This window comes from Kitasatospora sp. NPDC036993, from assembly GCF_055607525.1.
Genome location: NZ_JBVJRP010000005.1, coordinates 22077 through 42978, shown reverse-complemented (window position 1 = coordinate 42978; position 20902 = coordinate 22077). Strand labels below are relative to the sequence as shown.

14 protein-coding genes and 4 pseudogenes are annotated in these 20902 nt (G+C 72.5%); 8 read left to right on the top strand and 10 right to left on the bottom strand.

Annotation, left to right across the window (positions count from 1 at the left end; genetic code table 11):
* The first annotated feature begins 46 nt into the window (after nucleotides 1–46).
* The 5 genes and pseudogenes from ACZ7C5_RS11940 to ACZ7C5_RS11920 all read left to right on the top strand — a co-directional run.
* Entirely contained in the window at nucleotides 47–1432 is a 1386-nt protein-coding gene (locus ACZ7C5_RS11940) for an MBL fold metallo-hydrolase (protein WP_401081518.1), read from the top strand.
* Nucleotides 1433–1750: 318 nt separating this feature from the next.
* Nucleotides 1751–2833, top strand: coding sequence for a hypothetical protein (locus tag ACZ7C5_RS11935; protein ID WP_470322486.1), 1083 nt, complete (start codon nucleotides 1751–1753; stop codon nucleotides 2831–2833).
* Nucleotides 2781–4115 carry a hypothetical protein gene (locus ACZ7C5_RS11930; protein WP_470322485.1) on the top strand — a complete coding sequence of 445 codons (1335 nt, stop codon included), beginning with the start codon at nucleotides 2781–2783 and terminating at the stop codon, nucleotides 4113–4115. The genes ACZ7C5_RS11935 and ACZ7C5_RS11930 overlap by 53 nt, the downstream gene beginning before the upstream one ends.
* A 197-nt stretch (nucleotides 4116–4312) precedes the next feature.
* A complete protein-coding gene (locus ACZ7C5_RS11925; protein ID WP_401082843.1) occupies nucleotides 4313–5164 on the top strand; it encodes a PAS domain-containing protein in 852 nt (283 codons plus the stop codon).
* Nucleotides 5052–5735: pseudogene (locus ACZ7C5_RS11920) on the top strand (PP2C family protein-serine/threonine phosphatase); the annotation flags it as partial. The gene ACZ7C5_RS11925 and the pseudogene ACZ7C5_RS11920, both read left to right, overlap by 113 nt.
* Here the strand turns inward: ACZ7C5_RS11920 and ACZ7C5_RS11915 are convergent.
* The 4 genes and pseudogenes from ACZ7C5_RS11915 to ACZ7C5_RS11900 all read right to left on the bottom strand — a co-directional run bounded on the left by ACZ7C5_RS11915 (nucleotide 5674) and on the right by ACZ7C5_RS11900 (nucleotide 8554).
* Entirely contained in the window at nucleotides 5674–6075 is a 402-nt protein-coding gene (locus tag ACZ7C5_RS11915) for a flavin reductase family protein (RefSeq protein WP_470322666.1), read from the bottom strand. The pseudogene ACZ7C5_RS11920 and the gene ACZ7C5_RS11915 sit on opposite strands and share 62 nt — an antisense overlap.
* A gap of 113 nt (nucleotides 6076–6188) precedes the next feature.
* Nucleotides 6189–6347 (bottom strand): annotated as a pseudogene (locus ACZ7C5_RS11910) (DUF1330 domain-containing protein); the annotation flags it as partial.
* 133 nt (nucleotides 6348–6480) lie between these two features.
* On the bottom strand, nucleotides 6481–7011 hold the full coding sequence (locus ACZ7C5_RS11905) for a TetR/AcrR family transcriptional regulator (RefSeq protein ID WP_401082840.1): 531 nt from the start codon (nucleotides 7009–7011) through the stop codon (nucleotides 6481–6483).
* A 22-nt stretch (nucleotides 7012–7033) separates the two neighbouring features.
* Complete coding sequence (locus ACZ7C5_RS11900) at nucleotides 7034–8554, bottom strand: MFS transporter (RefSeq protein WP_470322484.1); 1521 nt, start codon at nucleotides 8552–8554, stop codon at nucleotides 7034–7036.
* Nucleotides 8555–9223: 669 nt separating this feature from the next.
* On the opposite strand from ACZ7C5_RS11900, the gene ACZ7C5_RS11895 reads away from it, so the two are divergent.
* Nucleotides 9224–10087 carry a 2OG-Fe dioxygenase family protein gene (locus tag ACZ7C5_RS11895; RefSeq protein WP_401081508.1) on the top strand — a complete coding sequence of 288 codons (864 nt, stop codon included), beginning with the start codon at nucleotides 9224–9226 and terminating at the stop codon, nucleotides 10085–10087.
* Nucleotides 10088–10377: 290 nt separating this feature from the next.
* A complete protein-coding gene (locus tag ACZ7C5_RS11890; RefSeq protein WP_470322483.1) occupies nucleotides 10378–12597 on the top strand; it encodes a catalase in 2220 nt (739 codons plus the stop codon).
* Nucleotides 12598–12691: 94 nt separating this feature from the next.
* Here ACZ7C5_RS11890 and ACZ7C5_RS11885 read toward each other — a convergent pair.
* Nucleotides 12692–12880: pseudogene (locus tag ACZ7C5_RS11885) on the bottom strand (hypothetical protein); the annotation flags it as partial.
* Nucleotides 12877–13875 (bottom strand): annotated as a pseudogene (locus ACZ7C5_RS11880) (thiamine pyrophosphate-dependent enzyme); the annotation flags it as partial. The pseudogenes ACZ7C5_RS11880 and ACZ7C5_RS11885, both read right to left, overlap by 4 nt.
* A gap of 327 nt (nucleotides 13876–14202) precedes the next feature.
* Between ACZ7C5_RS11880 and ACZ7C5_RS11875 the strand changes: the two are divergent.
* Nucleotides 14203–14757, top strand: a complete 555-nt coding sequence (locus ACZ7C5_RS11875; protein ID WP_188295735.1) for a hypothetical protein — start codon at nucleotides 14203–14205, stop codon at nucleotides 14755–14757.
* An 88-nt stretch (nucleotides 14758–14845) separates the two neighbouring features.
* Here ACZ7C5_RS11875 and ACZ7C5_RS11870 read toward each other — a convergent pair whose 3' ends face one another.
* The 4 genes from ACZ7C5_RS11870 to ACZ7C5_RS11855 all read right to left on the bottom strand — a co-directional run bounded on the left by ACZ7C5_RS11870 (nucleotide 14846) and on the right by ACZ7C5_RS11855 (nucleotide 20480).
* A complete protein-coding gene (locus tag ACZ7C5_RS11870; protein ID WP_401081502.1) occupies nucleotides 14846–16150 on the bottom strand; it encodes an NAD(P)/FAD-dependent oxidoreductase in 1305 nt (434 codons plus the stop codon).
* A 95-nt stretch (nucleotides 16151–16245) separates the two neighbouring features.
* Nucleotides 16246–17616 carry a hypothetical protein gene (locus ACZ7C5_RS11865; protein ID WP_470322482.1) on the bottom strand — a complete coding sequence of 457 codons (1371 nt, stop codon included), beginning with the start codon at nucleotides 17614–17616 and terminating at the stop codon, nucleotides 16246–16248.
* A 222-nt stretch (nucleotides 17617–17838) separates the two neighbouring features.
* Complete coding sequence (locus tag ACZ7C5_RS11860) at nucleotides 17839–19563, bottom strand: hypothetical protein (protein ID WP_470322481.1); 1725 nt, start codon at nucleotides 19561–19563, stop codon at nucleotides 17839–17841.
* Complete coding sequence (locus ACZ7C5_RS11855; RefSeq protein WP_470322480.1) at nucleotides 19560–20480, bottom strand: hypothetical protein; 921 nt, start codon at nucleotides 20478–20480, stop codon at nucleotides 19560–19562. The genes ACZ7C5_RS11860 and ACZ7C5_RS11855 overlap by 4 nt, the downstream gene beginning before the upstream one ends.
* Between the last annotated feature and the right edge of the window lie 422 nt (nucleotides 20481–20902).

Sequence of the window (20902 nt, the reverse complement as noted above, 5' to 3'; positions counted from 1 at the left end):
TATCACGACGGCGCTGTGGCGCCCGATGCGGCCCAGGAGGGTTCCCGTGTACTTCGCCCAGTTCTACCTCGACTGCCTCTCCCAGGCCTCGTACCTGATCGCCGACGAGCGCACCGGCCGCGCCGTCGTGGTCGACCCGCGCCGCGACGTGGACGAGTACGTCGCCGACGCCGAGGCCCACGGGTTCACCGTCGAGGCGGTAATCAACACCCACTTCCACGCCGACTTCCTGGCCGGTCACCTCGAACTGGCCGACCGCACCGGCGCCTGGATCGGGTACGGGCGGCGGGCGGAGACCGAGTACCCGATCCGCAAGCTGGCCGACGGAGAGCGGATCGAGCTGGGCGACGTCACCCTGGAGATCATGGAGACGCCCGGGCACACGCCCGAGTCGATCAGCATCCTCGTCTTCGAGCAGCCCGACGACACCGTCCCGTACGGGGTGCTCACCGGCGACGCGCTGTTCATCGGCGATGTCGGCCGCCCCGACCTGCTCGCCTCGGTCGGCGTCACCGCCGAGGAACTCGGCGCCATGCTGTACGACAGCGTCCACCGCAAGCTGATGGCCCTGCCCGACGAGACCCTGGTCTTCCCCGCCCACGGGGCGGGTTCGGCCTGCGGCAAGAACCTCTCCACCGAGAAGCGGTCCACCATCGGCGCGCAGCGCCGGACCAACTACGCCTGCCGGCCGATGGACCAGGACACCTTCGTCCGCATCGTCACCGCCGGCCAGTCCGCCGCCCCCGCCTACTTCGGCCACGACGCCGCCCTCAACCGGCAGGACCGCCCGCTGCTCGACCGCGCGAACGCCGCCCGCCCGCTGTGCCCCGAGAGCTTCAGGCAGGCCCGCACCGCGGGCGCCGTCGTCCTCGACGCCCGCAGCCCCGAGGACTTCGGCGCGGGACACGTGCGCGGCGCCGTCAACGTGCCCCTCGACGGCCGCTTCGCCGAACAGGCCGGCACCGTCCTCACCCCCGACAGCACCCTCGCGATCATCGCGCCCCAGGACCGCGAGGACGAGGTCGTCACCCGCCTCGCCCGCATCGGCTTCGACCACATCGCCGGCTACCTGCGCAACCCCGGCAACGCCCTGCCCGCCCTCGCCGACGACCTCACCCCCGCCAGTCGCCTCACCGCTGACCAACTCCGCACCGCCCTCGACGGCGAGCAGCCCCCCACCGTCCTGGACGTGCGTACCAGCGGCGAACGCGAAGCAGGATCCGTCGAAGGCTCCCTGCACATCGCCCTGGCCGAACTCCCCGCCCGCCTGGACGAGATCCCCACCGACCGCCCCCTGGTCGTCCACTGCGCCGGCGGCCACCGCTCCTCCATCGCCGCCAGCCTGCTCCGCCACCACGGCCACCCCGACGTCTCCGACCTCCTCGGCGGCTACGCCGCCTGGCACGGCCTCACCCACCCCGCCCGCGCCTGAACCCAACCGCCCCGGCCCGCCTCCGGCTCGGCAGCTGCTCCGCGGACCTCCTGGGTCGCCGGTCGTGCCGTGAGCCCTGCGTGGTGCCGGGGCGCGCGGTGCCGTTTGGCTACGCACGACCTCCTGGAGCCGGTGCTACCGAAGGGCCTCGGGGCGGGAACTGGTTCCGGCCAAGTTCGGCCAACTGTGCTGATGCTGTGATCAGGCTGTGTAGTTTCGAGCGGCCTGGAAGGCGCCATTCGCCTTTTGGCGTAGGCGCTGCAAGTCCTGGCGGCCATGTCGGTATCTCCCTCGCCCTCTTCGCAGACGGGAATCGGGATGACCACCCCGACCACCGGAACACCTGCCACCACGCCAACGGCCACCTCGACGGGTCCGACGAGTGCGTCGCCCACGACGGAGGTGGACAAGGCGGCTCTTGACGGTGCGACACCGAGGGACTTGCTTCCGACTACCGGCAACTACCCGACGGAGATCGTCCGGTACCGCTCGGTGGTGCTGACCGACATCCCCGGGGCGAAGCCCGCGCGCAAACTGACCGGTGCCATCGACCCCGGCGAGGAGAACCTGCCGTTCTACGAGCGCCCGGCCGAGGGCATGATCGTCACCACGGAGCAGAGTTGGTCGGCTCAGGGCGTCACGCTCGGCCGACTGCTGCACAGCCTCGCGCTCGCGCCCGGCGAGAGCACCAGGGTCGCGGTCGTCGACTGGCAACGCACCACCAAGGCCACCGGCACCGAGACGGCGTCCGAGAACGAGGCACTGTCCGGAATCACCGACCAGAACCGGTCGATCAGCGAGGTCGCGAACGCGATCGCCCGCGAGGAGCAGTACGGCGACTCCTTCGGGTTCCAGGCCAGCCAGTCGTCCAGCTCCGGCGGCAGCGTCGGCGTCTCACTCTTCGGCATCGGCGGCGACTGGAGCAGGTCGTCGAGCACGGGCATCGCGACCGCGGTGTCGCGCTCAACCGGTGTGCGGTCGGTCGCGGACGAGGCGTCGCAGCGGATCAGCGCGCGGACCCAGCAGCTGGCGACCGCGGCCCGCAGCAGGAACATGACGGCCGTCCGTGAGACGTGGCAGTCGGAGAAGGACCAGGTCCTCACCCGGGTCGTCACCAACTACAACCACATGCACGCGATGTCGGTCCAGTACCATGTACGAGCGCAGCGGCACCGGCTGGCTGCAACGGGGCGGCCCGGGCGTGCAGCGTCTGTCCTCCACTTCCGGCGGTGCGGTCTGGGCCGTCGTACAGCCCCAGTCCAGCACCGAGACTCTGCCCTTCGTGATGGCGCCCGGTACGACGGCCTTGGCCCGTCCCACGACCGGTGGCCTACAGAACATCGTCGGATTGGCGCAGATCGCCTCGGCCGCCGACGGGGACTACTGGGTGCTCATGAGTAACGGGACACTGTCCCGGATCCTGGCACGGGAGGCACCGACAGCCTTCGACGACCAGCCGAAGGACGACTCCTCCTACGCGTCCAGGATCGACGTCTGGTCCGACAATGCCGGAGTTCGCAGCATCCAGGTGGTCTTCCCGACTCGCACCGTCCGCTACGGCGACCCCGGCGACTCCGGCACGCAGCAACACGACTCCTACACCTTCGGCGGCGCCGACAAGCTGATCTCCGTCGACGCCTGGTCCGGCACGGCCGCCCGCGGCGGCCTCGCCGGGCTGCGCCTGACGATGACCTCGGGCGTGGCCGACTTCGGCATCGCCGCGACCACCGCCGCCGCACCCGACCTGAACGAGGACGCCGGCGGCGCCTCGGCCATCTGCGGGCTGTTCGGTTCGACGGTGAAGTCCGGCGGCCGCACCTACGTCTCGTCCATCGGCTTCCACGTGCGGGGCGCGAGCGTGCCCCAGGCGGTCCTGGACCGCCTGAACGACAACCGCCGCCACTACAGCCGGGCCGTCTGGGCCAACGCCGACGAGTTGACGCTCAGCCGCATCCTCGCCAACTACTCCTACACGCCGTCGGGTTCGACCGCGGCACCCGTCCCGCTCGGCATGCTGCTGGACCCGAAGCCGATCGCCGCCACCGGCAACTACCTCGGCTTCCGCTGGAACTTCGGCAGCGAGCAGGAACGTGATGACTGGACCAAGACCCGCCAGGCGGGCGACAACACGTTCGGGACGCCGGTGGCCAGCACGATCGCCATCGCCACCAACGGCGTCTTCGCCGAGGCCGTCCTTGGTCGGTCCAACTCGGCCGAGAAGATCGACCTCACCCGCTTCTGGAACTGGAAGGACCCGCCCATCCAGATCACACCGGCCGACATCGCCCCGATCTCCACCGCCTCGCGCGCGCAGAACCCCGACACCACGGCGGCTGGCATGGGCGTCTCCCAGGCGAAGTTCACGCCGCTGGTGGCGATGCCCGATCCGGTCGGCCTCCAGACCGCGCAGGCCATCGCGACCGCCAACCTGTTCCGGGACATGAGCGGCCTCAACAGCATGAGCCAGGTGCTCACCAAGGGCATCGAAGCCGCCGCCGGCAACGACAAGGCCGCCGGCGAACGCGCCCAGGAAGCCCTGAAGACAGCCACCGAGCACCAGCAGAAGATGACCCAGCTCGCCCTCGACGCCGCCGCAAAGGTCACCGGTCCGAGCTCGCCGAGCTGCTGGACACCACGGGGGCCGCCGCGGCATAGCCTGCATCCGCGCGGTCCGCTGGAGTGATCGGGGTGAGCGCACCCGTGATCAAGACCCTGTCGCCGCAGCTGCTCACCAGCATGTGAACAGCGGGGCGGCTTCCGGGCCTCGCCGCCGTGCCACCGGGTCAGGACGTGGTTTACCCGCGTCCCGCGGATGCGGCAATCGCGTGATCCACTGGTGCCACCTTCCAACTCCCATCCGATGGGCGAAGGGTGAGTCCCATGCGAGGGCAGGAGCCGGTGCCGGTCGCGCCGTCGGGTTCGGCGCCGGAAGTCGGCGACCTGGGCGCGTACGTGGTCGAGGACAGCGGGCTGATCGTCGCGGTCAACGACCACGCCCTCGCGCTGCTGGGAACGGCGCGTGCGGACGTGCTCGGCCGAGACCACCACGAGTTGCTGCACCGCGGCCCGGACGGCAGTGTTCTCCCACGGGCGCAGTGCCCGCTCATGGACGCAGTGCTGTCCCGTGCCGCGTGCAGTGGCGCGAGCACGTGGTTCGCGCGGGGTGACGGCGTGCTGCTGCCGGTGCAGTGGACCGCAACCCCCCTACCAGACGGCCGGCGGTCCGGCGACCCTGGTGCTGTTCCACCTCCGCCCGGCCGACACGGCTCCCGACGCTCCCGGGCAGCTGTCCGAACTCGAACGGCTCGCCCTGCTCGCCGAGACCACCACCTCGTTGACGTCGACGATGAACGAGGAGGAGATGGTCGACCGGCTGGCAGGCCTGGTGCTGCCGCACCTGGCCGACTGGATGGTGATCGACCTCATCGACGACACCGGCGACATCTGGCGCACCCGCGTGGTCGAGCACCGGGACGGCCGCCCGGTCCGGCATCCGGAGCTGGAAGGGCCGATACCCGCCGTGTCGCCGCAGTCCCCGATGCCGCTCTCGCGCGCCCTGCGCGGCACCGCCGCCTCCCTGGCCGGCCCGCAGGTCTACCAAGGCCGACCCGACTCGGGCATCGCGGTCGTCCAGCACGAACTGTTCGCCGCCACGGGCATGCGTTCGGCCGCCATCGCCCCCGTCCGCGGTGCCAAGGAGGTCCTCGGCGCGCTCACGTTGGGACGCGGTGACGGCCGGGTGCGGTTCGCCACCCGGGACCTCTCGCTGCTGGAGGACATCACCCGCCGGGCCGGCGTGGCGATCTCCAACTCGCGCCTGTATCAGCGCCAGCGGCGGGTCGCCGAGACGATGCAGCGCCACCTGCTGCCCCACCTCCCCGACCTGCCCGGGGTCGAACTGCATGCCGCCTACCTGTCCGCGCCGGACGCCTCCCAGGTCGGCGGCGACTGGTACGACGTCTTCACCCTGCCCGGCGACGCCACCGTCCTGGTCATAGGCGATGTCGTGGGCCACGACCTGGAGGCCGCCGCGGGCATGGCCCAGCTGCGCAACATGCTCCGCGCCCTCGCCTGGTCCCATCCGGGCCCGCCCAGCGGCGTGGTCGACCAGCTCGACCACGCCATGGGCCGGGTCACCGACCGGCTGATGGCCACCCTCGTTCTGGGACGCCTGAGTCCGCACCCGGAGTCCGGCTGGACCTGGACGTGGACCAACGCCGGCCACCCGCCGCCCCTGGTCGTCACGCACGACGGCCGAGCCGAACTCCTCCACGCACCGCACAGCCTGCTCCTGGGCACCGGCGTCGAGGCCGCCCGTGGAAACGCCACCGTGCACCTGCCGCCGGGCTCCACCCTGCTGCTGGCGGCGCGAACTTGTCGACGTCGTCGCCCGTACGACCGCCGAACAGCTCCGCGAGGTCATGCCGGTGAGTCGGCAGGAGATGGACCACCAGCACCTGCGAATGCGACGCGACGGCATAGGTACGGTTCGCTTTGGAGATCCACACGGCGAAGCGGGGCGGGTGGATCGAGCACTGGCCGGCGAAGCCGACCAGACACCCCGCATGGTCCTGCCCTGCCGTCGCGGTGACGACATACACCGGGTAGTCCAACAATTCGGCGAATGCGTCGAATCGGCCCATGGCGCTGCTCCTTTCCTCGTATCCGTCGAGCCATTGCGGGGAGCCGCGCGACCTCACGGTCGGTCGTCGCGCCGCCCACCGGCCGCGTCGGCCGGCCCAGCGCAAGCAGGCCACCGGCGAGCGACTCCGCGGCGGCCAGCGTGCTGCCCGCCGCGGACGAGCACCCGTCCGCCTCCGGCCTTGACGGCCGGAGCGGCCGGCTCGTTGTAGGCGGCCAGCTTCTCGGGGTCGGATATGGTGCGGTAGGCGCTGGCCCAGTAGCCCTTGGCCACGAGGACCGCCAGGGTGTTCGAAAAGTGCGCGTCCGGGAAGGCACGTCGGAGCGTGTACGTCTGACGCGGGATCACTGTTGCGAGCGGGCGTGCCCGGCGGAAGATCACCGGGCTCGTGCAGGGAACGTACTGCTCAGCGACGTGCCGGAGCCTCGCCGTTGAGCAGGGGTTGCAGGAGCGGGACGTACAGATCGGCGACTTCGTCGGGGGCCAGGCTCGTCAGCCGGTCGGCCTGGACGGTCGCGTACAGGGCCCCGAGGCCGAGCAGCACGCCGATGGCCAGTTCCGCTCGCAGCGCGGGGTCCTGCCCGGGGAGTCGGGCGGCGAGGGCGTCGATGACCTGCGTGCGGAAGTTGGCCCGGGCCTGACCGCCGAGTTCCAGGTGGTGACGGGAGAAGGCGATGCGCAGGATCGGGTCGCGGGTCCGGCCGCGCTGGGTGGCGAGCAGGTGCAGGACCATGTGCCGGGCGAGGCCGTCCAGAGGGGCGTCGAACAGGGCGGTGGCGTCGGCGTCGAAGGTGAAGACCTGGTTGAACAGGTGCTCCTTGGAGCCGTAGTACTTCATCACGAGTGCCGGGCTGACGCCCGCGTCATCGGCGATGGCGGCGATGGTCGTGTCGGCGTAGGCATGGCGTGCGAACGCACGCCGGGCGGCGGCGAGGATCTCCGTGCGCCGCGCGTCGGCGTCACGCGGTCGTGCCGCCCGGCCCGGTGCCGGGGCGGACGTCGGCGGTGCCGGTGCCGGCGGGTTCCTGGACGTCGTTCGCGGGTGGCCGCTGCGGGGGGAGGCGGAGCTCGGGCCGGGCATCGTGTTCAGCCTCCTGGAGGGGGGACGGTGCGGGTCGCGGCCGGCGTGGGATGAGGCGGGCGGCCGCGAGGGCCAGCAACGCGACCGCCCCCGCCGTGGCGAAGGCCACGCGGTACCCGTCCAGGGTAGGCGCCGTCACGGCCACGCCCGACACGTCGGCGAACACACGGGTGTGTTCCGCCAGCACGGTGGCGACCACCGCGCTGCACAGGGCCTGCCCGATGGTGCGCATGAGGACGTTGAGGCCGTTCGCCGCGGCGGTCTGCTCCAGCGGTACCGCCCGCATGATCAGCATGGGCAGCGCTGAGTAGGCGAGCGCCGTGCCGACCGAGACCACGGCCGCACCGGCGATGACCGCCCACAACTGCCGACTGTCGACGAAGCGCAGCCCGTACCCGGTCGCGATGACCACCGTGCCCAGGGTCAGCGTGGCCCTGGCTCCACGGGCGGCGGACAGTCGGGCGGACAGGGAGGCGCACAGCACCATGATCACACCACTGGGCAGCAGGCACGCACCCGCCGCCACCACCGAGAGACCCAGACCGTACCCGGTGACCCGAGGTGCCTGGATCAGCTGCGCGGTGACGAGGGAGTTGGCGTAGAACGCGAACCCGGCCAGCAACGCGGCCACATGCGGCAGCAGAACCGCAGGACGCGTCGCGAGCCGCACGTCCACCAGCGGCCGCGACGCCCGGCGCTGCTGGACGGTCCACCCCGCCAGGATCAGCAGCGCCGCCCCCGACAGGCCCAGAACCCGCCGACTGTCCCACCCCCACTCACCCGCCTTGGACAGCGCCAGCAGCAGAAGCACCAGCCCCGCACTCAGCCCGCACGCCCCGACCACGTCGAACCGTCCCGGCGAGCGAACCGGCTCCTCCCGCAGCACCCACCAGGCCGTCAGGAGCACCGCCGCCGAGAGCACGGTCATCGCCCAGAACATCGCATGCCAGTCCGCGAACTGCACCAGCAGCGCGGCCAGTGGCAGACCGAGAGCCGCACCGATCCCCACCGTCGAACTCATCAGCGCCACCGACGAACCCGTCCGATGCGGCGGCAGCACGCCCCGCAGGAAACTGATCGACAGCGGCACCACCGCGGCCCCCACCCCCTGTAGCCCGCGGCCGGCCAGAAGCCAGGGGAGGGTGGAGGCGAACGAGCACACCAGCGACCCGACGGCGAGCGCACCGAGCGAGACCAGCAGCATCCGCCGCTTGCCGTACATGTCCCCGGCCCGCCCCAGCAACGGCGTCGCGACCGCCCCGGTCAGCAACGTGAGCGTGACCACCCACCCGACATCGACGGGCGCCGCGCCGGTCAGCCGAGGCAACTGCGGCAGCAGCGGCACGACGGCGGTCTGGACCAGCGTGGTGACGATTCCCCCTGCCGCCAGCACGGCCATGACGCGGCGATCGGCGGACGGGGGTGGGTGCGGGTGTGGGTGTGGGGAGGGCGAATCAATGGGCACTGCGGACCCCCTCCAAGTGAATGGCGTTCACCACTATAGGTGAACGCCATTCACCTCACAAGGCGGTTCCGTCCGCGACGTCGGCCACGAACCCGGGGCCGGTCAGCCCCTGGCGCAGGCTCTCGCTGAGGGAGGCGAACCGCTCCCACCCGGTGACCCTGATGTTCCGGACCACGCCGAGGTCATGGAGCCGGCGTGCGACAGGGGAGGGCCGGGAGCCGCCGCCGCGCCAGCGAACCCGCCGCGGCGCCGAGCAGTGCCGCACCGCCCGCGGCGAGCAGGCCGTGGTGCTGGGAGGCCCACAGCTGCGCGCTGCGCTCGCGCGCCTCGTTGTCGAAGCGGCCGTGCGCGCCGTGGTCGTCGGAGGTGTCCGACGGCGTCCAGAGGTTGGCGAGGTCCTCCGGCCGCCCGGGGCCGTCCTCCTGCTGGGCGTCGATGCCGGTGCGGGCGAGACAGCGGTCGAGCAGGCCGGAGCCGTGCGCACTTCCGACTGGTGCCGGCCGCGGCCCGCGCTCATCCGCACGGCGGACGCCCCGGCGGTGCGACCGCCCGCGGCGTGCCAGCGTGGAAGGGCACGGCGGGACAGGGCGGGGAAACGGCCCCGTGCCGGAGCCCGGCCGCGAGCGCTGGGAGCAGCCGATGGACGAGACCGCGAACACGTCCGGCCGGATGGGCGGAGTCCAGCCGGCGGGACGGACCACGACGGTCCGGCGGGACGGCTACGCCCGGCTGGACTCCGCCGACCTGGGGGTCGACGCCGGAGCCCTGGCGGAGGATTTCGCCGTGCTGGCCGCTGCTTACCGGGACCTGCCGCGGGATCCGTATGCGTGGGCGACCAACCGGTTCCGCCGCTACTCGCACGCCGTGTACCTGCCGTGGACCGGTGAGCTGTCCTACATCCCCGGCGCGCCCGACGAGGAGTTCGGCACCGTCACCGAGTACTGGCAGGACGAGCACAACCCGGAGTACCCACGAGTGCTCCGGAGACTGCCCGACATCCCGCCCGCCCTGCGCGGAAACCGGCTTCTCGACGCCCTGATCCGCGCCGACCTGGGGCACGCGCTGTGGCTGGATGACCTCCATCGGGTCCCCGTCTACGTCGGCATCCACCTGATCGCGCTCGGTGTGCACGGTCGGGACGAGGAAGCGGTCTCCTCGCCGAACTGCCTGCACCAGGACGGTGGTTCACCGGCCACCTTCACCTTCGCCCACCTGATCGGCCGACGGAACGTCGAGGGCGGGGAGAACGTCATCGCCACGCCCGAGAGTGCCGGGCGGCAACCCGACGCGCTGGCGCCCGAGGCCCTTCACGACCGCTTCGTCCTGACCGAGCCGCTGGACGGCTACGGCGTTCACGACCGCCGCGTCAGCCATTACGTCGGCCCGGTCCGGCTCGGCGACGACGGTGAGGACGGCCGGCGCGACATCCTGATCATCGGCATCGCCCCGTACACCCCCGGGCTGTAGCGGCGGCGTCCGGGGTGGGCGCCGACGCCCCGGGCGTCAGGCCGAGCAGCGCCCGGGTGAACCGTGAACACGGCGCGCAGTGCGGGGCCGCAACCGGGGGAGGCTCGACGGGCGAGGTTCGTCGGGCGACCGGTGGCCCCTTTCGGGCGCCGGGGTCGCGTGCTCCCGCCGAAGGTGGGCAGACGATGGCGGACCAGCTTCGCCGCCGCAGCGCCCGGGCGCTGCGGCGAACCGCGCGTCCGGTACCCCCGCCGATCCCGGGCGGGCCCGGACATCCGATCGGAGTAGTCATGGACAAGCCCCACCCTGTGCGGAGAGTGACCGAACAGGTACCCGGTGCCCCCGGCCCGCAGTCACCGTCCGTGGCGGAACCGACCGAGCCGCGTGCGCCGCTGCCGCCCAAGCCCGACCAGGAAGCACCCGCGGCGGTGTCGGCGACAGGCCGTGCCGCCGGGGCCGACGCCGCGCGGGCGCAGAACGGCGGGTACCTGACCACGGCGCAGGGCGTCCGCCTGCCGGACAGCGACCACTCGCTCAGGGCCGGACCCCGCGGCCCCGTGCTGCTGCAGGACCATCACTTGCGCGAGAAGATCACGCACTTCGATCACGAGCGGATCCCGGAGCGGGTGGTGCACGCCCGGGGTGCCGCTGCGCACGGCGTCTTCCGCGGTTACGGCACGGCGGCGGGCGTGACCAAGGCGGCGTTCCTGGCCGAGGGGGTGGAGACACCGGTGTTCGTGCGGTTCTCCACCGTGCTGGGGTCGCGCGGCTCCGCGGACACGGTTCGTGACACCCGCGGGTTCGCCACCAAGTTCTACACCGGTCAGGGCGTCTTCGACCTGGTCGGCAACAACATCCCGGTGTTCTTCATCCAGGACGCGATCAAGTTCCCGGACATCGTCCATGCCGCCAAGCCGCACCCGGACCGGGAGATCCCCCAGGCCCAGTCCGCGCACGACACCTTCTGGGACTTCGTCTCCCTGCACACCGAGGCCACCCACCACACCCTGTGGAACATGTCCGACCGTGGCATCCCGCGTTCCTACCGGATGATGGAGGGCTTCGGGATCCACACCTTCCGCCTGATCGACGCCGAGGGCGCGAGCACGCTGGTGAAGTTCCACTGGAAGCCGAAGGCGGGAGTGCACTCGCTGGTGTGGGAGGAGGCACAGCTGATCGGCGGCATGGACCCCGACTTCCACCGTCGGGATCTGGCGGACGCGATCGAGGCCGGGGTGTTCCCGCAATGGGAGCTCGGCATCCAGACGTTCCCGGACTCGCCGGAGCAGACCTTCGAGGGCATCGACCTGCTCGACCCGACCAAGCTCGTTCCGGAGGAGCTCGCCCGGGTCCGGCCGATCGGCCTGATGACGCTCAACGCCAACCCCACCAACTACTTCGCCGAGACCGAACAGGTCGCCTTCCACCCGGGCCACCTCGTTCCCGGCATCGACATCACCGACGACCCGCTGCTCTCCGGTCGCCTCTTCTCCTACCTTGACACCCAGATCACGCGACTGGGCGGCCCGAACTTCGCCCAGATCCCGGTCAACCGCACCCACGCCCCGGTCAACGACATGCTCCGCGACGGTTTCCACCAGGACGCCGTCCACAGCGGCGTCGCGCCGTACAAGCCGAACTCGCTCGACGGTGGCTGCCCGTTCTTCGCCGGCGCCGCCGACCACGCCTTCGTGGAGCACCCCACACCGATCGCGGCCGGAGCCAAGGTGCGCGAGGCGCCCGCCTCGTTCGACGACCACTTCAGCCAGCCCCGGCTGTTCTGGCTGAGCCTGAGCCCGGTGGAACGCGGGCACGTGATCGCCGCCTACACCTTCGAACTGTCCAAGGTCCACGAACAGGCGATCAGGGAACGCGTGCTGACCGTCCTGGCGCGGATCGACGACGAGCTCTGCCGGGAGGTCGCCACCGGGCTGGGTCTGCCGGCGCCGGCAGCCGCGGCGCACGTCGACGTCACCCCCAGTCGGGCCCTGTCCCAGCTCGGGCAACGGTGGCCCGCGACCGGCCGTGTGCTCGGCATCATCGCCGGCACCGGCGGCGACCCCGCCGTCGTCCGCGGCGTGCGGGACGCCGCGCGTGCCGCGGGCTTGCTGCCGCTGGTCATCGGCCCCACCGGAGCGCCGGCGGCCGACGACCTCGATGTGCAGCGGACCTTCGCCGCCGCCCGCTCCGTCGAGTTCGACGCGCTCCTGGTGGCCCATACTCCCGAGCCCGGTGCCGATGACCGTGGTGCACGGGACGCCAAGTCCGGCGCGGTCGCGGGCGGCCAGCGGACGCTCGACTCCCGGGTCGTCCTGCTGGTGAACGAGGCCTACCGGCACGCCAAGCCGATCGCCGGTCTCGCGGACGCCCGCGCCCTGTGGGCCGCGGCGGGCGTCGATCCGCACGCGCCGGGTGTGTTCACCGAGACGGACGGCTCGCGGGCCGTCTCGGCGCTGGCGGAGCAACTCGGCACGCACCGCGTCTGGGAGCGCTTCCCCGAGGCGGGCTGAACGCCTGCTCTCCCGTCTGCCCGGCGCCGGCGACCACCGATCGGGGGTGTCGGTCACACCCGCAGGTGTCACCGGGGCCGGCAGCGGGGGTCACGGCGCCGGCCTCGACCGTGTGGGGCAGCACCACCGCGAGCGGGACCTGCCGGTAGTTCGATCCTTCGGTCGCGTAGGCGCCGCGGCTGCCGGCGTCGAAGCGGACCTCCCCGTCTACCTCGGCGCGCAGCGCCCGTTCCAGGGCCGTGAGGTCCAGGCCCTCGCTGCCGGCTTCCGCGGTCACGGTCAGCTCCCGTCGCCGGGCAGGAACTCCTGGACCTTGGCCTTCACCCCTTGGCGGATGACGGAGCCGCGGTCGCTGTCGCCGTGCAGGACGGCGGAGGCGGCGGCCTTGATCTGGTCCCAGGTGGCGTGCGGCGGGATCGGCGGCACCGCCGGGTCGGTGCGGAAGTCGATGACGAACGGGCGCCGCGCGGCCAGCGCCCCGGTCCACGCGGGCCCGACGTCCTCGGGCCTCTCGACCCGCACCCCGTCCAGGCCGAAGGACCGGGCGATGTCGGCGTAGCGCACGTCGGGCAGGTGCTGCGAGGGCAGGAAGCTCGGCGCGCCCTGCATCGCCCGCATCTCCCAGGTGACCTGGTTCAGGTCGTGATTGTCGAGCACCGCCACCACCAGGCGCGGATCGCTCCACTCGTGGTAGTACTTGGCGGCGGTGATCAGCTCCGCCAGGCCGTTCATCTGCATCGCGCCGTCGCCGACGATCGCGATCGCCGGGCGGTCGGGGTGAGCGAACTTGGCGCCGATCACGTACGGCACCCCGGGGCCCATGGTGGCCAGTGTGCCGGAGAGCGAGCCGCGCATGGTGCCGCGCATCCGCAGGTGCCGGGCGTACCGGTTCGCCGCCGAGCCGGAGTCGGCGGCCAGCATGGCGTCCTCGGGCAGCAGGGCGTCCAGGGTGTGGACGACGTACTCCGGGTTGACGGGCTCCGCGGCGACCTCGGCGCGCCGCCGCATCACCTCCCACCAGCGGGCCGTGTTGTCCTCGACGGACTTGCGCCACGGACCTTCGGCCTTGCGCTCCAGCAGCGGGATGAGGCGGCGCAGCATTCCGGCGGCGTCGCCGACGAGGTTCACCTCGAACGGGTAACGCATCCCGATCATGGACGGGTCCAGGTCGATCTGCACGGCGCGGGCCTGGTCGAAGCCGGGCAGGAAGTTGCTGTACGGGAAGCTCGAACCGACCACCAGCAGGGTGTCGCAGTCGCGCATCATCTCGTAATCGGGAAGGCCTGCCCGGTGGGCAGGCAGGCGTGCCAGCGGGCGTACGGCCGGTGACCGGCCGGCCGACGCGGTCGAACCGCGCCTCGACATGCCGATGTGCCGAGCTGCGGTGGGGTGCGGTTCGGGGCCGGTGGCGGCCTCATCGCGGGCCGTTGCCAGGGCGGATGGCGCCGCCACCCGGGGCCGGCGGCCGACCGACCCCCGACCGGCGCGCGGCGGCCGGTGCGCGCCGCCTTGAGCTGCGGAGCGCACCGGTTGTCGCGAAGCCTTGACAGCGCGTCACGGACTCAGAACCCTGGTGCTGTACTTCAGGGAGGCGAGGGGCACGGCATGCCATGGTTTGAGGAGAGCGGGCGCCACCAGGGTTTCCCGGCGGCGGTGTTGGCGGACGGCAGCGAGCCGGAGCCGTTGCCGGACGGGCGCACCACCTGGTGGCTCTACAACGGTGCGGACGGTCCCCGGGCCGCCGCGGTGCGCAGTGGGTGCAGCTGCGGCTGGCGGGGCGAGCGGCTGCACCTGCTGGACTTCGGTGACGACGCGGCGACCGAGGCCGTGGGCGAGGCCACCGGGCCGTTCGCGGACTGGGAGTGGCACGTCGACCTGGCCGAGGGTGTGGTGCCGCGCGAGGTCGAGGAGCTGGTCGCGGCGCTGGTGGACCGGATCTGCGACCTGACGGAGGGCAGGCCGTACGCCGCCGCCCGTGCGGCCGCCCGGTTCGAGCGGGCGGCCGGTTCGACCGCGCTGCTGGCCGGCCGCAAGGCCCGTAGCAGCATGATGACCTGGGAGTACATCGGCCGCGCCTTCGGCTGCGGGCCGGAGGCGGCGCTGGAGCGGTTCGGCGAGACGCTGCACGACGTCGACCGGGGTGATGAGGACTGGCTCTGAGGTATTACCCCTGCTGGGACCGGTGCGCCCGGTGCGCGCTTGACTGTCGTCGGTCGGCGTGGGAGGACGGCTGGGGAGCTGTGGGGAATCAGCCCATGACCGTGCGCGCCGCGTCCGCCCGGACCGGGCGCCGGCGGGAGAAGGCGCCCAGGTTCACGAGGGCGCCGGTGTGTTCGCACCGGTGGTGGACCGGGTCGCTGTCGTGGTCGTGCCCGGAGTCGACCGCGTCGATCAGGGTGGCCAGGTAGCGGCCCACCAGCGGGGCGTTCTTGAACTGGTTGCCGCTGGTGCCCATGGCGACGTAGTAGCCGTCGAGGGCGGTGCGGTCGTAGATCGGGGTCCAGTCGTCGGCGACGTCGTACACCCCCGCCGCTCCGAGGGGCCGGTTGGGGACGCCGATCGCGGGGAACCGGCGCGCGGCCCGGGTCACCTGGGCGCGGAAGCGCCGGGGAGTGGGGCGGGGGTCGGCCGTGTCCGGGTCGTCGATCCACTCGTGCCGGTCGCAGTCCGGTTCGGTGCCGCCGACCAGGAGGTGACCTCCGGGGGCTTCGCGGATGTAGGTGCCGAGATCGAGGTCGGCTACCAGCGGGAAGGGGCCGGCGGCCCGGCCGTCCGGTGCGGCGACCTGGTGGACCTCCTCGCGCAGCGGGCGCACGCCGATCGTGAAGTCGTCGCCGACGCCCGCCAGCCGGTTGAGGCCGCCCGACCAGGGGCCGGCGGCGTTGACCACCACGGGAGCGGTGATCCGTGTCCCGTCGGCGAGCCGGATGCCCGTCACCCGGTCCGCGTGCCCGTCCACGGCCACCACCGTGTGGTGGAGGGCGAAGTGTGCGCCCAGTTCGGCCGCCGCGTCCGCGAGGTTCTGGGCGGCGAGCTGCGGATCGTCGACGTACCCGGCGTCAGGGGTGAACAGGGCGCCGAGCTCGCCCGACGGGTCGGCGAAGAAGGCGTCGTCGTCCACCGGCTTCGGCGGCCAGTACCGCCCGGGATCGATCCCGGGGAGGCGCTCGCGCAGCGTCGGGCCGTCCCAGCGCTCGTACGGGACGCCGGCGCGGTCGAGCAGCGCGGCCGAATCGGACGTCGCGACGGACGGGGAGTCCAGCAGGACGGCGCCCGTGCGGCGGAAGGCGGCGAGCGGGCGGCGGCCGGGGAGTCGCAGGTGATCGGGCCAGGACGCCCACAGGTGCTGGGCCTCCCAGGCGGTCGCGACGCTGTCGAAGGCCGAGTAGTTGAACCGGATGATCGCGCTGGAGGCGCTGGTGGAGCCGTGACCGACGGCGCCCGCCTTGTCCACGACGACCACCTGCCGTCCGGCGCGCGCGAGTTCGAGGGCGATGGCGGAGCCGATCACGCCGGCTCCGACGACCACCGCGTCCGGGTGTCCGATGGTCATGACGGCCTCTTCTCGGGGTGGTGGTGATGGTGGTGGCGGGCGCGGCGGCGGAGCGATCCGGGAGAGGCTCTCCCGGAGACTTCCCCCGGCCGCTGTCAGCCGCGGGAGATCTGCCAGTACGACTGGGCCACCCGGTCGCCCGGCACCCACACGTACGGGATCCGGCGGTCGCTGTCCCTCTCGTAGTCGCTGGCGTAGAGATAGCCGCCGTAGTACTGGTTGTTGAGTCCGATGGTGTCCTGGTCGGAGAGTACCCCGTGGCCCTTGCGCTTGATGTCCCCAGAAACGTCCAGCTCACATCCTGAGATCAGCTCGGTGTTGCTGTTGATGGTGAGCTTCACGCCGTACGGGCCGCGCAGTTCGCGGATCCGGACGAAGTTGTCACTGACCGCGTGGACCTCTCCGTAGGCGTTCAGGGTGCTGTTGGCGTTCAGGTCCCCGTTGGCCTCCAGGGTGCCGCTGACCCGCAGGTCGCTGTTCGCGTACACGGTGCTCCCGACGCTCAGGTAGCCGTTCGTGGTGAGACTGCTCTGCACGGTGGCGCTGCCGCTGACCGACAGGCTGCTCCCGATACCGGCCGAGCCGTTCACCGTCAGGTAGTACACCGTCGCGGTGCCGGCCAGGTCCAGCCCGGAGCGGCCCGAGATCTCCCCCTCGACGGTCAGCGCGGCCAGGACCGGGTCCTTCACGCTGAGGGCGAGCGTGGCGTACTGGTGGACCGGCTTGAAGGAATCGCCCTCGGGCGTCGACGACATGGACGCCTCGACCGTGAAGGTGGTGTCCATGGTGAGGTGGTCGGCGCCGGGCGAACAGAAGGTCTCGGGGCCCTCGTGGACGATCCGGCCCTCGCCGTCGTACACCCGGAAGTAGGCGCCGTTGCTCTCCCAGGAGAGGTAGACGGAGTCGTTCCGGTTGAACACCGTCTTCGGGGCGGTGGCACTGGCGCTGCCGCGGGCGAGGAAGGCGTGCAGGTAGAAGACCGGGCCGGTGACGGGCAGGGGCAGGATGAACGTCTCGTGGCTGTAGTTCTTCCGGCCGGGCGTGGTGGCGGAGTACTCCGTGATGTAGCAGTTCATCGTGCCCGCGCTGGTGCCGAGTTCGCCGGTGATGCCGAAGTCCAGGGTGCCCTCGACCTGGTCGTACTCCTCGCCCGCGGACTTGAGGGTGGCCCGCCAGAACTCGGCCTTGCCCTTGCCGCCGATCTCCTCCGCGGACACGGACACCAGGGACGCCACGGTCCACCGGTCGGAGCCGGTGGAGACGTGCGGTTTGGAAGCGAAGTAGGCGCCGCCGCTCTCCGCGTCCTTCGGGATGCTCAGCAGGATCTGATGGCAGTACACGGTGTTCTTGCCGGTGCTGACGGCCAGGTTGACCCGGCCGTCGGTCCCGGTCCCGGGGGTGCTCGCCTGGAGCGGGGCCGGGCTGGTGGAGGGGCGGTAGGTGAGCAGCGGGGGCTGGTCGGACACGGCGGGGCCTCCTGGTGCGTGAGGTTGACTGCCCGGGGCCGGGCTCGGACTCGGATTCGGACGGGGCTGGGAACCGGGGGCAGGATCCGAACTGGGAGCGGGGGAGCGGGGGAGCGGGGGTTCAGGGCTCGGGTTCGGGCTCGGGTTCGGTCAGGAGCCGGAGCAGACCGTCCTCCAGCGTCGGCGGGCGGTCAGGGAACTGCGCGTTAGTCTGTGCCGGGGTCAGGTCGTGCGACGTCCAGTGGCCGCCCAGCCGGGGTCGGTCAGGGGCGGCCCGTCCAGGGTCAGCCGGAGCCGGGCCCTGACCAGCGCCAGCGGCCGTCCGATCAGGGCGGACAGGGTCTGGTCGGTGCGCCGCCCGAGCGGGTCGGTGGTCCACAGGGTCGAGTCGACGACGTCCAGGAACGCGCTGAGGTTGGCCTCGGTGGCCAGGCGCCGGGAGCGCACCAGGCCGGCGAGGTCCGGGGCGAGCGCCTCGACCTGGGCGAGGCTGGTGACCGTGCCGTCGGGTGGGGGCTCCCACTGGCCGGTGCGGGTGCCGGAGCCGTCGGTGAGCAGCCGGTAGGTGCCCAGGAAACGGCCCGCCGGGTCGTACAGCAGCAGGGCGCGGTCGAGGTGGACGGGCAGCAGCCAGCCGGTGACGGGGCTCGGGTCGGCGGCCGTCTCCACCACCCGGGTGCCGGTGGCCGCGTCCAGCAGGTCGAAGTCGAGCCGGGCGGGCTGGAGCGGGCGCGGGGGCAGCTGGGAGACGGCGGCGACGGTCGGGGTGAGTGAGGACTCCGTGGTCAGGGAGGTGTCGACGATCAGCGGGAAGCCGCGGTACTCGTGCAGGCCGCCCTGCCGGAGGTCGGGGCTGACGACGTCGAGGACGCGGCCGAACTTGTCGTAGAGGAAGAGTTCCCGCACGTGGATCTGGCCCTGGCGGGTCTCGTGGAAGTCCGCGCTCTCGCCGCCGGGGAGGTAGGGGACGCTGGTGACCCGGCCCCGGTAGCGGGCGGGCAGCGCGTCCTCGGTGTCGGCGTCGGGGTAGCCGGCCAGGCCCGCGGTGTGCGGCAGGTCGTCGTCCCGGGTGGTGGGGCGGCGGAAGGCGCGGGTGTCGCGGGCGGCGAGGCGGTCGTTGAAGCCGGTGAGCTCCTGGGCGAGGATGCCCCAGTCGCCGACGGCCCCGAGCCAGGCGGCGAGCCGGTCGAGCAGGCCGGCGTACGAGGTGCCGGGCGGGAGCGTGGCGAGGACGTCGGCGGCCGGGTCGGAGTACCAGCCGATGACCTGGTACCCCAGCGTGTCCGCCGCGGTGACGTCGGAGAGGTCGTCGATGAAGGAGAAGACGTTGGTGTTGTGCGGGACGTAGGTGGTGAAGTGCTGGTCGCCGGCGCCCATGGCGGTGAGGAACAGCCGGTCTGCCGCGGCCCGTTCGGTCCAGGGCGTGCCGTCGGCGAGGGGGAAGGCGAGCCCGAGCAGGACCTGGGGGGACGCGTCGGTGCGGGCGCCGCGGTAGGGGTCCCGGCTGGCCCGCCAGGCGCTCAGCGTGGCGTCGGTGACCAGGTGGGGGCTGGAGTGTTCGAGGGGGTGGCCCTGCCGCAGGGCGTAGGCCGTGTGCGGGCAGTCGCTCTCGATCACCCACGCCCTGACCCGCCGGGTGCCGGTGCCGCTGAAGCGGGTGACGAGCCAGCGGTTGGGCACCAGTGGGTAGTCGACCTCCCCGGTCGCCGGGTCCTGCACGCCGTGGCGCAGGCCCCGGGGGAGCGCCCAGTGCAGGTGGACGCCGGTCTGCCGGAACTGGGGGTCGTCGCTCTGCCGGTCGCCCTCGTCGGGTTCGGGGCTGGTGAAGTCGTCCAGGGCCAGGTAGTTCTGCCGCCAGGTCCGGAAGCCGTCCCGGCGCAGCAGGGCCGGGTTCACCACGAGCGCGTCGAGCGCGACCGGCACGACGAGGGCGGGGCGGGTGCTCAACGCGGGTCTCCTCCGGGCGCCGGGAAGCGGTCTCCGTCCGGGCCGTCGAAGCGGATCGCCTCCGGCACCTTGACCAGTTGCAGGGCGAGGTCGGCGGGGCCGACCCCACCGACGTCCGTGCCGTGCGCGGTGTCCAGGGCGGTGGCCAGCGCGGGCACGAGCGAGGTGAGGTCCAGGACCCGTACGGCGGGGTCGGCGGACGGGCGCAGGTGGCGCAGGACGTCGAAGGTGACGTCGGGGCCGAGCTGCTCGCCCAGCGGAAGCCGTGGTCCGGCGTCCGGCAGCAGGCTGCGCAGCGGTATCAGTCCGTCGTCCTCGACGCCGAAGCGGAACCCCTCCTGGGGTTCGGCGAGTTCGACGGTGGCGGGCACCCCGTTGAACAGGCACAGCAGCACGGTCGGGGAGAGGTGCTCCATCCGCAGCACCGGCAGCGGGGCACCGGTCACGTCGACGGCCCGTACGGCGAGGTGGGGCCAGCCGGAGACCAGCGCGGAGCGCAGCAGGATCCCGCAGACCCGGCCGAGGGTGGCGTCCGGATCGCCGGGGCCGGCGTCGCGCTGCCGGTCGCGGTGGCGGGCCGCCGCCTGCGCGGCCTTCGTCCGGACGGCGGCGGCCACCACCGCGTCCTGGAGCGTGTCCCGGCTCGACTGGGCGCCGATCCCCAGCGCCCCGCCGACCAGCGCGTCCAGCCAGTTCGGGTCGGTGTGGAAGAAGCGCAGGGACTCCGGCGGCAGCATCCGGGAGTCCGGCACGAGGTGGGTGAACGGCACCGGGGCGAGCAGCAGCAGGTGCCCCAGCCAGTCCACGACCGGCGCGAGCCGTGTCCTGAGGCCGTCGTCCGTGTCCAGGGCCTCGGTGACGGCCGCGCGGGCGGCGTCGGAGAGCAGGAAGGCGTCCAGGTCGGCGCTCGGTACCACCCGAAGGCGCGCTCGCCGGAGCGGGTCAGGTACGGCAGCGGCAGGTGGCCGTCGTTGATCCGCCGGGCCACCTGCCGCCGGGCGGGCGGGGTGCCGTCGGCGTCCGGGTAGGGGGAGGGCAGCCGCAGCCACATCTCCTCGCGGGTGGCCGCCCGGGAGCCGTCCGGTGTCCGGGTGAGTCCTTCGGCGAGGTCGCGGAAGTGCGCCTTGCCGTCCGGCTCCGCCCAGAACGACCAGGCGCACAGCGACAGCAGGGCGACGGACGTGCGGCCCTGGAAGTCCGGGTCGGGGCCGAGGAGCGGCTCGTGGCCCTCCAGGGAGACCAGGTGGACGATGTTCTTGGTGCGGGCGTCCGGCGGTGAGCCGGGCGGGCCGGCGGCCGGGAAGCGGCCGGCGACGACGACGGAGAACAGCCCGTCCTC

Excerpts from the sequence above, each read along its gene's own strand:
- ACZ7C5_RS11900 (WP_470322484.1), bottom strand. The coding sequence starts at position 8,554 with ATGGCCGTGCTGGCGGCAGGGGGAATCGTCACCACGCTGGTCCAGACC.
- ACZ7C5_RS11925 (WP_401082843.1), top strand. The coding sequence starts at position 4,313 with ATGCGAGGGCAGGAGCCGGTGCCGGTCGCGCCGTCGGGTTCGGCGCCG.
- ACZ7C5_RS11935 (WP_470322486.1), top strand. The coding sequence starts at position 1,751 with ATGACCACCCCGACCACCGGAACACCTGCCACCACGCCAACGGCCACC.
- ACZ7C5_RS11870 (WP_401081502.1), bottom strand. The coding sequence starts at position 16,150 with ATGACCATCGGACACCCGGACGCGGTGGTCGTCGGAGCCGGCGTGATC.
- ACZ7C5_RS11875 (WP_188295735.1), top strand. The coding sequence starts at position 14,203 with ATGCCATGGTTTGAGGAGAGCGGGCGCCACCAGGGTTTCCCGGCGGCG.
- ACZ7C5_RS11915 (WP_470322666.1), bottom strand. The coding sequence starts at position 6,075 with ATGGGCCGATTCGACGCATTCGCCGAATTGTTGGACTACCCGGTGTAT.
- ACZ7C5_RS11890 (WP_470322483.1), top strand. The coding sequence starts at position 10,378 with ATGGACAAGCCCCACCCTGTGCGGAGAGTGACCGAACAGGTACCCGGT.